Source organism: Flavobacterium hibisci (assembly GCF_020026925.1).
Lineage (GTDB): Bacteria > Bacteroidota > Bacteroidia > Flavobacteriales > Flavobacteriaceae > Flavobacterium > Flavobacterium hibisci.
In genome coordinates this window covers 215,864-230,579 of sequence record NZ_JAIQDW010000006.1, presented here as the reverse complement: position 1 = coordinate 230,579, position 14,716 = coordinate 215,864, and the positions used below count along the sequence as shown (strand labels likewise).

General features: G+C 33.2%; 15 protein-coding genes. 11 read left to right on the top strand and 4 right to left on the bottom strand.

What is annotated here, in order from left to right; translation table 11 throughout:
- The first annotated feature begins 62 nt into the window (after nucleotides 1-62).
- From K8B81_RS08790 to K8B81_RS08780, 3 genes are all read left to right on the top strand, one after another.
- The gene (locus K8B81_RS08790) at nucleotides 63-2,609 is read left to right on the top strand and encodes an ATP-dependent Clp protease ATP-binding subunit (protein ID WP_223680939.1); all 2,547 of its coding nucleotides are present in this window, start codon (nucleotides 63-65) and stop codon (nucleotides 2,607-2,609) included.
- A gap of 141 nt (nucleotides 2,610-2,750) precedes the next feature.
- Nucleotides 2,751-4,121 carry a 30S ribosomal protein S6--L-glutamate ligase gene (gene rimK / locus K8B81_RS08785; RefSeq protein ID WP_025572944.1) on the top strand — a complete coding sequence of 457 codons (1,371 nt, stop codon included), beginning with the start codon at nucleotides 2,751-2,753 and terminating at the stop codon, nucleotides 4,119-4,121.
- A gap of 85 nt (nucleotides 4,122-4,206) precedes the next feature.
- Nucleotides 4,207-4,722 (top strand): DUF421 domain-containing protein, encoded by a 516-nt coding sequence (locus K8B81_RS08780; RefSeq protein WP_223680937.1) that lies wholly within the window; start codon nucleotides 4,207-4,209, stop codon nucleotides 4,720-4,722.
- Between the two features lie 73 nt (nucleotides 4,723-4,795).
- Here the strand turns inward: K8B81_RS08780 and K8B81_RS08775 are convergent, their stop codons facing one another.
- The 3 genes from K8B81_RS08775 to K8B81_RS08765 all read right to left on the bottom strand — a co-directional run bounded on the left by K8B81_RS08775 (nucleotide 4,796) and on the right by K8B81_RS08765 (nucleotide 7,833).
- A complete protein-coding gene (locus tag K8B81_RS08775) occupies nucleotides 4,796-5,245 on the bottom strand; it encodes a hypothetical protein (RefSeq protein ID WP_025572948.1) in 450 nt (149 codons plus the stop codon).
- A 224-nt stretch (nucleotides 5,246-5,469) separates the two neighbouring features.
- Nucleotides 5,470-6,819 (bottom strand): DEAD/DEAH box helicase, encoded by a 1,350-nt coding sequence (locus tag K8B81_RS08770; RefSeq protein WP_223680935.1) that lies wholly within the window; start codon nucleotides 6,817-6,819, stop codon nucleotides 5,470-5,472.
- 390 nt (nucleotides 6,820-7,209) lie between these two features.
- Nucleotides 7,210-7,833, bottom strand: a complete 624-nt coding sequence (locus tag K8B81_RS08765) for an NUDIX hydrolase (protein WP_223680933.1) — start codon at nucleotides 7,831-7,833, stop codon at nucleotides 7,210-7,212.
- 7 nt (nucleotides 7,834-7,840) lie between these two features.
- Here K8B81_RS08765 and pyrE point away from each other — a divergent pair, with 7 nt between their 5' ends.
- Nucleotides 7,841-8,485: an orotate phosphoribosyltransferase gene (gene pyrE, locus K8B81_RS08760; protein WP_223680931.1), complete on the top strand. Its 645-nt coding sequence runs from the start codon at nucleotides 7,841-7,843 to the stop codon at nucleotides 8,483-8,485.
- Nucleotides 8,486-8,549: 64 nt separating this feature from the next.
- On the top strand, nucleotides 8,550-8,942 hold the full coding sequence (locus K8B81_RS08755; RefSeq protein WP_223680929.1) for an SRPBCC family protein: 393 nt from the start codon (nucleotides 8,550-8,552) through the stop codon (nucleotides 8,940-8,942).
- 112 nt (nucleotides 8,943-9,054) lie between these two features.
- Here K8B81_RS08755 and K8B81_RS08750 read toward each other — a convergent pair whose 3' ends face one another.
- Complete coding sequence (locus K8B81_RS08750; RefSeq protein WP_223680927.1) at nucleotides 9,055-9,783, bottom strand: biotin--[acetyl-CoA-carboxylase] ligase; 729 nt, start codon at nucleotides 9,781-9,783, stop codon at nucleotides 9,055-9,057.
- Between the two features lie 92 nt (nucleotides 9,784-9,875).
- Between K8B81_RS08750 and rsfS the strand changes: the two genes are divergently transcribed.
- The 6 genes from rsfS to K8B81_RS08720 all read left to right on the top strand — a co-directional run bounded on the left by rsfS (nucleotide 9,876) and on the right by K8B81_RS08720 (nucleotide 14,716).
- A complete protein-coding gene (gene rsfS, locus K8B81_RS08745; RefSeq protein ID WP_110306154.1) occupies nucleotides 9,876-10,247 on the top strand; it encodes a ribosome silencing factor in 372 nt (123 codons plus the stop codon).
- A gap of 18 nt (nucleotides 10,248-10,265) precedes the next feature.
- On the top strand, nucleotides 10,266-12,191 hold the full coding sequence (gene ftsH, locus K8B81_RS08740) for an ATP-dependent zinc metalloprotease FtsH (protein ID WP_223680925.1): 1,926 nt from the start codon (nucleotides 10,266-10,268) through the stop codon (nucleotides 12,189-12,191).
- Between the two features lie 115 nt (nucleotides 12,192-12,306).
- A complete protein-coding gene (locus K8B81_RS08735; RefSeq protein ID WP_223680923.1) occupies nucleotides 12,307-12,912 on the top strand; it encodes a lactate utilization protein B/C in 606 nt (201 codons plus the stop codon).
- Between the two features lies 1 nt (nucleotide 12,913).
- Nucleotides 12,914-13,804, top strand: coding sequence for a phosphatidate cytidylyltransferase (locus K8B81_RS08730; protein WP_223680921.1), 891 nt, complete (start codon nucleotides 12,914-12,916; stop codon nucleotides 13,802-13,804).
- Nucleotides 13,794-14,447, top strand: coding sequence for a phosphatidylserine decarboxylase family protein (locus tag K8B81_RS08725; RefSeq protein WP_223680919.1), 654 nt, complete (start codon nucleotides 13,794-13,796; stop codon nucleotides 14,445-14,447). Before K8B81_RS08730 ends, K8B81_RS08725 begins: the two co-directional genes overlap by 11 nt.
- Nucleotides 14,447-14,716 carry an acyl-CoA-binding protein gene (locus K8B81_RS08720; protein ID WP_223680917.1) on the top strand — a complete coding sequence of 90 codons (270 nt, stop codon included), beginning with the start codon at nucleotides 14,447-14,449 and terminating at the stop codon, nucleotides 14,714-14,716. Before K8B81_RS08725 ends, K8B81_RS08720 begins: the two co-directional genes overlap by 1 nt.

The window sequence follows — 14,716 nt, the reverse complement described above, 5'->3', positions numbered from 1 at the left end:
AAAGGTATGGTTTTTGTTTTTCAATCACTAATTCATTAAATTTACAATACCAATTATATATTATGGATGATAATTTTTCACCAAGAGTAAAAGATGTTATTACATACAGTAAAGAGGAAGCTCTTCGCTTAGGGCACGACTTTATTGGTACTGAACATCTAATGCTGGGCATTTTAAGAGATGGTAACGGAAAAGCTATTCATATACTTAATAACCTGGCAGTCGATTTAGACCATTTACGCAGGAAGGTAGAAATACTGAGTCCGGCCAACCACAGCGTTGAAGTAAACACCGAAAAGAAAAATCTTCATCTTACCCGACAGGCCGAAAGGGCACTGAAGACTACTTTTCTAGAGGCTAAAGTATTTCAAAGCTCGTCGATTAGTACGGCACACCTGCTTTTATGCATCTTGCGAAACGAAAATGATCCAACAACCAAGCTGTTGAATAAACTAAAAATAGATTATGATATAGCTAAAGAACAATATTTAAATATGACGCCAAACGAAGAAGAATTCTTAGAAAACTTGCCAAAAAACGAATCATACAACGATGATTCAGGACAAGATGACAGTTTAAAAGAAAGTAGTTTTAACAATCCAGCCAATAAGTCAAACAAAAAATCAAAAACTCCGGTGTTAGATAATTTTGGGAGAGATTTAACTGAAATGGCAGAAGAAGGAAAACTGGATCCTGTTGTAGGACGCGAAAAAGAAATTGAACGTGTATCTCAAATTCTAAGCCGTAGAAAAAAGAATAACCCACTTCTTATTGGAGAACCAGGTGTAGGTAAATCTGCTATTGCAGAAGGACTGGCTTTGCGTATAATCCAAAAGAAAGTATCCCGTATTCTTTTTCACAAACGCGTTGTTACTCTTGACCTGGCAAGCTTAGTTGCCGGAACAAAATACAGAGGACAATTTGAAGAAAGAATGAAAGCCGTAATGAACGAGCTTGAGAAAAATGACGATATTATTCTTTTCATTGATGAAATACATACTATTGTTGGTGCCGGCGGAGCAACTGGTTCACTTGATGCCTCAAACATGTTCAAACCTGCATTGGCAAGAGGTGAAATACAATGTATTGGTGCTACCACTCTTGATGAGTACAGACAATATATTGAAAAAGACGGTGCTCTTGAAAGACGTTTCCAAAAAGTAATTGTAGAACCAACTTCTGTTGAGGAAACAATTGCCATTTTGAACAATGTTAAAGACAAATACGAAGATCACCATAATGTGACTTACACTCCGGAAGCAATTGAAGCTTGTGTGAAATTAACAAACAGATATATGTCTGAGCGTTTTTTACCGGACAAAGCTATCGATGCTATGGATGAGGCCGGATCTCGTGTACACATCACCAATATTGACGTTCCAAAACAAATTTTGGATTTAGAGCGTCAGTTAGAAGAAGTTCGTGAGAACAAAAATATGGTTGTCAAAAAACAAAAATATGAAGAGGCAGCCAAACTTCGCGATGATGAAAAACGTATTGAAAAAGATTTAGCCCTTGCTCAGGAACAATGGGAAGAAGATTCTAAGAGCAACCGAATTGAAGTTACTGAAGATAATGTAGCCGATGTTGTTTCTATGATGACCGGAATTCCTGTTAACAGAATTGCTCAGACAGAAAGCAATAAACTGGCTAAATTACCGGAATTGATTCAGAATAAAGTAATCGGACAAAACGACGCTGTTTTAAAGATCGCACGTTCTATTCAGCGTAACAGAGCCGGACTTAAAGATCCAAATAAACCAATTGGTTCCTTTATCTTCTTAGGTCAGACCGGAGTAGGTAAAACACAATTGGCAAAAGTTTTAGCAAAAGAGTTATTCGATTCTGAAGATGCATTAGTTCGTATCGACATGAGTGAATACATGGAGAAATTTGCTATTTCACGTTTAGTTGGAGCTCCTCCGGGATATGTTGGCTACGAAGAAGGTGGTCAATTAACTGAAAAAGTTCGCAGAAAACCTTATTGTGTAGTCCTTTTAGATGAGATTGAAAAAGCACATCCAGATGTATTCAATATGATGCTTCAGGTTTTAGATGATGGATATTTGACTGATAGCTTAGGTCGTAAAATTGACTTTAAAAACACTATCATTATCATGACTTCGAATGTTGGTGCACGTCAGTTGAAAGATTTTGGTCAAGGTGTTGGATTTGGAACTGCTGCTAAAGTGGCTCAGGCTGATGAAAATTCTAAAAGCATTATCGAAAATGCATTGAAAAAAACCTTTGCTCCTGAATTCTTAAACAGAATTGATGACGTAATTGTATTTAATGCATTAGAAAAAGCCGATATCGATTTGATTATAGAAATTGAACTTAAAAAGCTTTACAGCCGTATTTCGGAATTAGGCTATAATTTAAGCCTCACTGACAAAGCAAAAGCTTTTATTGCTGAAAAAGGCTTTGACAGACAATTTGGAGCCAGACCACTAAAAAGAGCTATCCAAAAATATGTTGAAGATTTGTTAGCCGAAGAAATTATCACTTCAAAAATACATTCAGGTGATGAAATTGTAATGGATTTGAAAGATGATTCTGAGGAACTTTCAGTAGAAATACATAAAGCAGAAGAGCCGACCAATCAATAAATTAGTTTAAATTTATAACAGAAATAACACACCCGTTACGTTTTCATAACATAACGGGTGTATTTTTTTAGATTAATCACTATCTTTAATAAAGCAAATAGCTATTTTTGGTTATTAAATCTCTACAATAAAAAACAATATATGCTTCAAAACAAAGTCATTTTAGGCAGTGAAGAATGGTGCGCATTTCCTGAACTGGGAATCCCTACAATCAAGGCTCGTGTGGATTCAGGTGCAAAAACTTCGGCAATGCATGCGATTAATATAGCTCCATTTATAAAAAATGATGCCAATTGGGTAAAATTCGATATTAATCCAATTCAGAATAACATTAAAACCGTAATCCATTGCGAAGCTCCTTTGATTGACAAAAGAATTGTAAAAAGTTCAAGCGGTTTCAGGGAACATCGTTATGTAATTCAGACGAGCATTAAACTTGGCGAAATAAAATGGCCAATCGAAATGACACTGACCAATCGGGATTCTATGGGCTTTCGCATGCTTTTGGGACGTGAAGCAATGAGCGGACGCGTATTAGTCGATCCAGAAGAAAAATACATGTTGGGACAGCCTTCTACTGAAACATTAAAAGAACTTTATCAAAATTCTGAAAAGGCAAGTTCCGGATTACGAATTGGTCTTTTAGCAAGTAACCCCGAATTATACAGCAACAAAAGAATTATGGAAGCCGGTGAAATGCGTGGCCATGAAATGCATTTTTTGAACATCAAAGAATGCTATATGAAACTGGATGCTAAAACTCCAGAAATCCATTATCGGGGTGGAAAAATACTAAATCAGTTTGACGCTATTATCCCGAGAATTCGTCCAAGCATTACTTTTTATGGCTGCGCCCTGACCCGTCAATTCGAAGCTTTGAAAGTATTTGTTCTAAATTCGGCTACAGCTATAACACAGTCACGAGATAAATTGTACTCGCTGCAACTGCTTTTAAATAGTGGTATTGATATTCCAACGACTGGTTTTGCAAATTCACCTTTAGACACTGACAATTTAATTAAAATGGTTGGAGGTTCTCCTTTAATTGTAAAATTACTAGAAGGAACACAAGGAAAAGGCGTTGTTTTGGCTGAAACCAAAAAAGCTGCAGAAAGCGTAATAAATGCCTTTAAAAGTCTAAACGCAAATATTTTAGTCCAGGAATTTATTAAAGAAGCAAATGGAAAAGACATTCGCTGTTTTGTGATTGATGGTAAAGTAGTTGCCGCCATTCAGCGTGAAGCGATGCCGGGCGAATTTAGAGCTAATATCCACCTGGGCGGAACTGCATCAGTAATAAAAGTGACTTCTGAAGAAAAAAAGATCGCGATTAAAGCCGCAAAAGCAATGGATTTAAAAGTAGCAGGTGTTGATATCATTCGTTCTTCAAAAGGACCTTTATTGCTTGAAGTAAATTCTTCTCCAGGCCTTGAAGGAATTGAAGGCGCGACCAACAAAGACGTTGCAGGAGAAATGATCAAAGCAATCGAAAAGAATTTTAAATTGATTTAAGTCATTTAAGTTAAAACACACTTATATTAGCTTTGTCAAGGTTAGACTTTGACAAAGCTTTTTTTGTTAACTTTAAATAAAAAATATGCTATTTCCCTATTTAGACATCATTATAAGAAGTGCTGCCGTTTATTTCTTTATGACAATCGCTATACGAATATTCGGTAAAAAAGAGCTATCTCAATTAAACACCGCTGACATCATTCTGATTTTATTGATTAGCAATTCTGTTCAAAACGCAATGGTTGGTCCTGACACCAGTCTTTGGGGAGGTTTGGTAGCTGCTTTAGTTTTGTTTATAATCAATTTTATAATTAAAAAACTAACACACAAATACAAACTTCTTAACGATTTACTTCTGGACAAACCTGAAGTCTTAATTCATGATGGAAAACTTGATTTCAGAACTTTAAGTAAATTAGATATCTCTAATGATGAACTAAAAGAAGCGATGCGAGAACATGGCTTAGAACACTTTACAGATGTCAAGCTTTGTATGCTTGAAATTGACGGCACAATTAGTGTAATTTCTGAAGACAAAAAACACCTGAAACAAACCCATTATAAGCGAAAACACAATCATAAGAATTTTAGAAAATAACATTTTCCAAATCTATTAAAAAAGGCTATCCAGTGATAAATAGCCTTTTTTAATTTTCTATATTAAAGCAAAATTATTTTTGAAATAATTTATTGATCTGATCTTTTACAAAAGGCTCAGAAACATTACTTGAACCTGAAGAAGCATCCTTGCTTGAAACCATAAACTGAACTGTTGATTTCTCAGGAAGAGTGTTTCCTGTGTAATGTAACCAAATATAATTGTTAGGCAATTCTAATTTAATATCATATAAAGGAGTCGCGTTAAAACCATTCATAATGATACTGTAAAGACTTGCATAATCGTTGTTAACGTTTTTGAAAGAGAATTTTCTTAAGCTTGAAGAATCGTCATCATCACTCACAATACTAGTATAATAAACAGTATATTCATCTCCAATTTTTTGAATATAATTGTTGTTTACTTTTCCTAATTTTTCAACAGGTACAGTTTCAAGTACTTTAATCTGTGCAAATGAAACAAAACTAAAAAGTAAAACGGCAAGGGTAATAATCTTTTTCATAATGAATTTGGGGTTAATTTTTATACTATTAATAATCGCCGAAATTATGAAAAATTACTTCTAAAATTACGCTTTGGTTAACATTAAATTGTGAATTTTGTATAAATTTTTCACACTCAAAAACAAAACAATTACAACTTTTTAATAATCAGTTAATTACAACAAAAACTAAATTCAACATTCAGAAGTTTTTTTAAATTTCGATTCAAAAAACACATATTTTTTTATCTGGGCTCTTCTTTTTTTACTACTTTTCTCGCAACTTCAATTTTAAATCTCTTTCCTTTCATCTTCTCATCTTTTACATTTTTAAGCAAATCTTTCACTTTATTATATTTTACAGCTGCAAACGAAACAAAATCTTTGACCTCAATCAAACCTAAATCATCTTTTTCCAGTTTTCCTTTTTGCGAAAAGAACCCAACAATATCGAACTTATTCAGTTTTGTTTTTTTTCCTCCACTGATATAAACAGTTTGAAATTCAGGGGGTTTTGGCAGAGCAGCAGCATTTTTTACATTGAGGATTTCGATACTATAATCAATATAATCCATTTTTTTCTCACTCTCGTGAATAATAATGTAAGCTGTTCCTGAAGCCTGCATACGTGCGGTACGACCATTACGATGTGTAAATTCATCCTCTTTCAAAGGCAAATGATAATGAATGACGTGTTTCATTTCCGGAATATCCAGCCCACGAGCGGCTAAATCGGTAGTAATTAAATAATTCACGCTTCCGTTTCTAAACTGAATTAAAGCACGTTCCCGTTCCTCCTGATCCATGCCACCATGATAGTAAACTGAATAAATTCCTTTTTCATTTAAAGTATCACTGATACGTTCGGCAGCATCGCGATGATTACAAAATATAATAGCCGACTGCGATTTCAAGGAACAAATCAAATTAAATAAGCTTTCTAATTTATCTTTAAGAGGTGAAACTACCATTTTCAACGAAAGATTTGCTTTTTCTTCTTCTTCCGGAATAAAATCTAAAATGGTTGGATTTACTACTCTGGTGTATTTCGGAATTTCAATATCTGAAGTTGCAGAAACTAAAACTCTTTTATTCACTTTTGGTAATCTTCCAATAATAAAAGACATTTGCTCATGAAAACCTAATTGAAGCGACTTATCGAATTCATCCAGAATTAGAGTCTGAATTTTATCTGTCCGAAAAGTTTCTCTGTCAATATGATCTGCTATTCTTCCAGGAGTCCCAATTAAAACAGCAGGCGGATTGCTTAAGTTTTTAATTTCTGTATCAATCGAATGTCCGCCATAGCAAATATTCACTTTATAACTGGTACCCATTTTTTTCCAGACTTGCTCAATTTGTAATCCAAGTTCGCGGGACGGAACCAAAATTAAACATTGAACTGATAAAATTTCGGGCTGTAATAATTCTAAAACCGGAAGCAGAAAGGCTAATGTCTTTCCAGAACCTGTAGGAGAAAGCAATAAAACATTGTTTTCATTTAAAATAGCATCTTGTGCCATTTCCTGCATTTCATTCAGGTTCTCAATTCCTAAATTAGAAAGTATATTGTCTGGATGTTGTTTTTTATTCATTTTGCAAAAGTAGGTAAAATTTGTTTCAGGTTTTTCTTGTTTCAGGTTTCAGGTTGAAATACTGATGATTTAAATTAATGCACATTATTAAGTTTGTATTTCGGGACATATTATTTTCTAATCGAAAGCACAATTAGATTACAATTACAAACATTTTGTATATTTATGAAAAACCCATGTAAAACATCATATTTATCCATACTTTAAAGCACAAAATAATCAATTACATAAACAAGAAATTGTTTTACGGTTTTACATACAAAGAAATATCAGAGAGTTTTTCACATACTTCCAATAATCTGACAGCAAAAAACTTGAAACAAATTCTAAAACTTCGCGTGAGGGATAGAAGCAAGCTATCTAAATAGCGCGGATAGCAGGTCATGATAATTAATTAGAGTCTGGAATTTTAAAAATTGGTTTTCCTTCCTCTTCAAACAATAATTTAATGTTTTCATAAGAATTTTTAAGCGCTTCTTTGATTTGTTCCGGATTTAGCCACGCTACTTTTTCGATGCCCTCTTCTAGTTGGCCTTGAGGGGTTCCTTCAAAATCAGAGTACATCTCAAACCAATGCGTGATTTTTAATTTATATTTTCCGTTGCGCTTAAAAACATGATAGGTTTTTTGGAGTTTATTTGTAATCCGGAGTTGATTAACACCTGTTTCTTCCTCAACTTCGCGCATAGCAGTTTGTTCAATATCCTCTCCTTTTTCAGTTCCACCCTTTGGCAAGTCCCATTTTCCGTTTCTAAAAATAAACAAAACTTCACCTTTTTTATTATAAACAAAACCTCCTCCGGCTTTATTTACAGGTATTTTGGCTTTTAGCGTCTTCATTATTTCCTTCTCGTCGGGATGGTATAAATAGGCCTTTTGAATTTTATTTTGAAATATTTTTACAATAAGCTGCTCTATATCAATACTCTCCAACAGGAACAATTGAAAATTAGTCTCTTTTGAGATTTCATTTGTCAAAAAAAGTGGTTTGTCGTTCACAAAAACTTTATACATTTGTACTATGATTTTTAATAAAGATACCGCCGAAAAAACAGCAGAATTGCTTTTGCAAATAAATGCAATTAAATTGAATCCAGAAAATCCTTTTACATGGGCTTCCGGATGGAAATCACCTATTTATTGTGATAACAGATTAATTCTTTCATTTCCAATTATCCGAAATTATATTCGTGATGAATTTGCGAAAAATATAGAAAAACAATTTGGTAAGCCAGATGTTATTGCAGGAGTCGCCACAGGAGCCATTGGAATTGGGATTCTTGTTGCAGAAAGCCTGGGATTACCATTTGTATATGTACGTCCGGAACCCAAAAAACACGGAAGACAAAATCAGGTTGAAGGCTTTTTGCAAAAAGGTCAGAATGTTGTTGTTGTCGAAGATTTAATCAGCACTGGTAACAGCAGTCTTATGGCTGTAGAAGCTTTAAGTAATGAAGGTGCAAATATTAAAGGGATGGCAGCCATTTTTACTTATGGTTTTAGTGTTGCTGAAGAAAATTTCAAAAATGCAAATATTGATTTATTTACATTGAGTAATTATGAAAACTTATTAAGTTTAGCTGTTGAGAAGCAATACATTACTGAAGATCAGCAAACCGCTTTACAGGATTGGAGTGTGAGTCCGTCAACATGGAGACAGGAATAATTTACAGTTTCTTTAGTCTATTAATCACTTTACCAGAAAAAACAATAAAAAAACAATAAAACATATGAACTTAGAAAGTCCAAAAGTTACCGTTCAGAAATCAGCTCAGGAATTATTTGGTTTACTGTCTGATGTAAAGAATTTTGAAAAATTAATGCCGGACAACATAGCTAAATTTGAAGTAACCGGGGAAGATGCTTTTATTTTTGGACTAAAAGGGATGCCGGAAATAAAACTTAAAATGAAAGACAAAATAGCTCCAAACAAAATCGTTTTAGGTGCTGCAAGTGATAAGCTTCCTTTTACTTTAGTTTCAAATATTGATAGTATTTCTGATTCAGAAAGTGCTGTTCAGTTATTTTTTGAAGGTGAATTTAACGCCATGATGGCCATGATGGTTAAAGGTCCAATCAGTAAGTTCATTGAAACTTTAGCCAATAATATGAATAAACTTTAATAATCGAATTATTAGTTGTGAATTATAAATGAAAGTCCAGTCTAACGATTGGACTTTTTTCATTTAAGCAATAATTTTGTAATATATACTTTAAGTAAGTAACATAATCGGACTAATAAAGCATTTGAATCTCCTTTATTTCAAATTCAGCAATAGAATCATCTTCAAGTAAAACCTGAAGCTTTCCGATTGGAGAAACACCCTGAATAATTCCCATGAAATTTTTATTGTGAAGATTCTTAAATGGCATTGGCACTCCTTTTCTGAATAAGAAATTGAAATATTCTTGCTGATACAAAGCAGAAGTATTTTCCCATAATCCTATTTTTTGTTTCATTTTCTCAATAATTAAAAAAGGAAGTGATTCTTTATCAAATTCCTTATTACAAATTACTTTCAATGATGATGCATGTGGTAAATGTTCAAAATTTGCCTGATTAACATTCAATCCTATCCCAACTACTGACACGATTCTGCCATCACTTTTTAGAGTATTTTCAATAAGTATGCCACCTATTTTCTTATTATATGACATAATGTCGTTAGGCCATTTAATACTTAAATGAGGAATATCTAATTCTTTTAATGTTTCGATTACACTCAATGAAACTATTAAACTCATATCAAAAACCTTTTCCGTATCAAATAAAAAATCTTTAACCAAAACACTCATAATTAAGTTTTTACCGGCCTCAGAAACCCATTTGGCCCCCATCTGTCCTTTCCCTTTTATCTGATTTTCAGCTGTTACCACTGTGAAATTATCTATTTCATCCTGACTGGATAATGCCTTAAGAAAGTCATTTGTTGAATCTATGGCATCGAGTTTGATTAGTTTCATTAAAATAATTTTAATAACTTAATTTAATATTTTGTTAAGGTTCAAAAATAATGACAAATTTTGGTAACTTTACAAATTCATAAATATAATTCATGGCGAAAAAGACTATTAATAATGATGTTCTGTTGGCGAACATAATCAAAGGGATTGAAGAAGTAAAAGGAAATGATATCGATATTCTGGACTTAAGAGAAATAGAAACGGCAGTTTGTGACTATTTCGTAATTTGTAACGGAAGTTCAAACACACAGGTTAACGCCATAGTAAACTCCATTCAGAAAACAGTGTCGAAAGACTTAAAAGATAAACCATGGCACGTAGAAGGAACCGATAATGCAGAATGGGTTCTTATGGATTATGTGCACATCGTGGTACATGTTTTTCAAAAGCATATTCGTGAATACTACAATATCGAAAGCCTTTGGGGTGACGCCAAAATAACTACAATCGAAAACAAATACTAAAAGAAACTTTCTCTAATAATGGCTAAAGATAATAATCCAAATCCGAGTAAATTCAAAATAAGCCCCTGGCTAATATACGCCGCAATACTTTTGGTATTTTTATTTATAAGTTTTGCAACAGGAGGTTCTAATCTGAGCGAACCAGCCCAATTAAAATCGTCAGACATTGATAATATGCTGGCTAAAGGGCAAATTAAAAATGTTATTATATTCAACAATAAAGATGCTGAAATCTATCTTTCTGATGCAGCATTAAAAGATCCTGCGAATAAAAAAGTAGCCAAAGATATGTTTGACAGGCCTAACAAAGGTCCTCATTACACAACTAAATTTGGTGATTTAAAATCTTTTCAGGAAAAACTAGACAAAGCTAAAGCAGAAAAAAAGTTAGTTGATTATGACTTTAAAGAAGCGAGCAACTGGAGTGATATTTTAGTTAGCTTACTACCTATCATCATCATCATTGGTGTATGGATTTTCATAATGCGCAAAATGTCTGGCGGAGGCGCTGGCGGAGGCGGACAAATTTTCAATATCGGAAAATCTAAGGCTAAACTTTTTGATGAAAAAACAGATATTAAAACTACTTTTAAAGATGTTGCTGGTCTAGAAGGGGCTAAAGAAGAAATTCAGGAAATTGTTGAATTCCTTAAAAATCCTGAAAAATACACTAACCTGGGAGGTAAAATCCCTAAAGGAGCTTTATTGGTAGGACCTCCTGGAACCGGTAAAACATTATTAGCAAAAGCTGTTGCTGGTGAAGCGCAAGTGCCTTTCTTCTCATTATCAGGTTCTGATTTCGTTGAAATGTTTGTTGGAGTTGGTGCATCACGTGTTCGTGATTTATTCAAGCAGGCAAAAGAAAAATCTCCTGCAATCATTTTCATTGATGAAATCGATGCAGTAGGTAGAGCAAGAGGAAAAAGCAATATGTCTGGCGGAAATGACGAAAGGGAAAACACCTTAAACCAATTATTAACAGAAATGGATGGTTTTGGAACTAACTCTAACGTAATTGTTTTAGCAGCAACAAACAGAGCTGACGTTCTTGACAAAGCTTTAATGCGTGCAGGACGTTTTGACAGACAAATTTTTGTTGATTTACCGGACATTCGCGAAAGAGCTGAAATTTTCCAGGTACACTTAAAGCCTATTAAAAAAGTCGAGGGTCTTGATTTAGATTTTCTTGCAAAACAAACACCAGGATTCTCCGGTGCTGATATCGCAAATGTTTGTAATGAAGCTGCTTTAATTGCTGCCCGTAACAACAAAGCAGCGGTAGACAGACAAGATTTTCTTGATGCGGTTGACAGAATCATTGGAGGTCTTGAAAAGAAAAACAAAATCATTACTCCAGAAGAAAAAAGAGCAATTGCAATTCACGAAGCTGGTCACGCAACTGTGAGCTGGATGTTAGAGCATGCTGCACCACTTATCAAAGTAACTATTGTTCCTCGAGGACAAAGTTTAGGTGCTGCCTGGTATCTTCCAGAAGAAAGACAAATCGTGAGAACAGATCAAATGTTAGACGAAATGTGTGCCACTATGGGAGGAAGAGCTGCCGAAAAAGTAACTTTTGACAGAATTTCTACCGGAGCATTAAGCGATTTAGAGAAAGTAACGCGCCAGGCTCGTGCTATGGTAACCATTTATGGCTTGAATGATAAAATTGGAAACGTTACTTATTACGATTCAACAGGACAAAGTGAATATAACTTTTCTAAACCATATTCTGATGAAACTGCAAAAATTATTGATGCTGAAATTTCAGAATTAATTGAAGGGCAATACCAAAGAGCTATTCAAATTCTTGAAGAAAATAAAGATAAATTAAATCAGCTTGCTGATATCTTAATCGAAAAAGAAGTCATCTTTAAAGATGATCTTGAGACAATTTTCGGAAAGCGTACCTGGGATAAAAATTTAGAAGAGGTCGTTTCATAAATTATTCGATACGTTAAGTAATATTTTTTAAAATCTTAATTCAAAATACCCTTTTGAATTAAGATTTTTTTATCTTTGAACGTTTTCAATTAACATGTAAAGTATTTCACATAAAATGAGTTTTTTCAAAAAAATATTTGGTTCTGCCAATACTTCATCTGATGAAGAAAATGAAAGTGAATATGGAAATAATCCTACTCCAAACAGTCATTTGTCAATAGATGAACAATTCATTTTTAATTTTAAAAAAAATGGAGGTAAATTTTTATACTGCGAAAACAAACAGGAAGTAGAAGAACAATTTGAAAATATTTTAGAAGAAAATGACTGGTTTGAAAATGAGGTTTTATGTTACGAACCTGCTCTTTTTCATTTATTAGAAGAAAATAAATTGCTCTACATTTCGCCTAAAAATCCAAAATTCCTATTGGCATCATGCGAAAATCTTATTGCTGATGAAGGTTCAATTTTATTTTCATCAAAACAAATTAGACAAGACAAGCCAAACGAGTTACCGGCTAATATTGTCATAATAGCAACAACAAGCCAAATACTACCTATGAAAAGTGATGGACTGAGCGCTATAAAAAGAAAATACGAACGAGATTACCCTACGAATATTACTACAATAAAATATTTCGAAAAAGCAAAAGAAGAAGATTTTACTCAATACGGAAGTGTTGCAAAAAATTTATACTTGTTGCTCTTAGAGGACCTTTAAGATGAATGAAACACTCAAGAGGACCATTTCTGGTGCTGTTTATATTGCTTTACTACTAACTTCTATTTTGTTTTCTACAGAAAGCTTTATTATCCTGTTTGGCATTTTTTTACTCATTACTGTTTATGAATTCAGCAACCTGGTTAACCTCAATAAAGTCTTTTCGATTCTTTTCAGTATTTTATTATACTCAAGTATTATACTATTAAGTCACTACAATAAACAAACTGCTTTATTTTTAGAAGATTCGTTTCATTTAAAATTAAATTTAAATACCAATACCCAACAACTCGATTTAATACTTCTGGCTGTTACTATTGTTATCGCTATAAAATGTATTTTATTCTTATTTTACGACAATGTACAAAAAGTAAGTACTTCTTCTAAATACCTGTATTTACTTGGATACATCACCTTGCCATTTGTTTTTATCATTAAAATTTCTTTTGGGACTAATGATTATAATCCAAAAATAATTATTGGATTATTTATTTTAATCTGGACAAATGATACATTTGCTTATTTAGTTGGAAAATCCATTGGAAAACATAAATTATTTGAACGTATTTCGCCTAAAAAAACGATAGAAGGTTTTCTTGGCGGGGTTGTTTTTGCTGCTTTTGCAGGCTTTTTGATTTCAAAATTTTACATTCAGCCCAATCCTGAATTCAGCAGCAGATCTATTTTGATTTGGACGATTATTGCTTTAATTGCCAGTATTTTTGGAACAATTGGCGACTTGATCGAATCAAAATTTAAAAGAATAGCAGCTGTAAAGGACAGTGGGGCAATCATGCCCGGACATGGAGGCATTTTAGATCGATTAGATAGTGTTATATTTGTAGCACCAGTTATATTTTTATTTTATCAAATTTTATATTATGTTTCATAAAGAAGGAGGACCGTCCATTTTATTAGGTGTAGTTTTTACTGTAATTGTGGTTTTATTAGCTGACCAATTTATTGATATTTACTGGCTACAAAAACTAGTGCAAATTTTTGCTTTAGCAGTTTTAATTATAATTCTGCAATTTTTCAGAAACCCAAAAAGAATTGCAGTTCGAAACAGTAATCATATCCTTGCTCCTGTAGATGGAAAAGTTGTAGTCATTGAAGAAGTTTATGAAGGTGAATTTTTTAAAGACAAACGTTTACAGGTTTCTATTTTTATGTCGCCTATTAATGTCCACGTAACTCGTTATGCAATGGATGGAATTATAAAATTTAGTAAATATCATCCTGGGAAATTTTTAGTTGCGTGGCATCCAAAAGCAAGTGAAGAAAATGAAAGAACAACTGTTGTAATAGAAAACGACACATTTGGACAAATACTTTACAGACAAATTGCCGGTGCATTGGCACGAAGAATTGTAAATTATGCTAAAGAAGGAACTCAGGTTATTCAGGGTACTGATGCAGGCTTTATTAAATTTGGTTCAAGAGTAGATTTATTTTTACCTTTAGATACTCCAATTGATGTAGTTTTGGGTCAAAAAGCAATTGGAGGTAAAACAATCATCGCTACGAAAGCTTAATGAGTAAAAAAGATTTAGATATTCGTTTTTCTGAAGCTGTAGAAAAAGCTATGAAGATGACACAGGCTTCACTGCCACAAGATGTGCAGTTAAGACTTTATGCATATTACAAACAAGCTACGTTTGGAACTGCCGTGTACAATCAATCTGAAAATTTTGGTTTGCGTGACGCGTTCAAAACAAATGCATGGATGCAAATTAGTCATATATCTATTGAAGAAGCAAAAGAAAATTACATTGAAATAATCAATTCGTTAACATCAAAATAA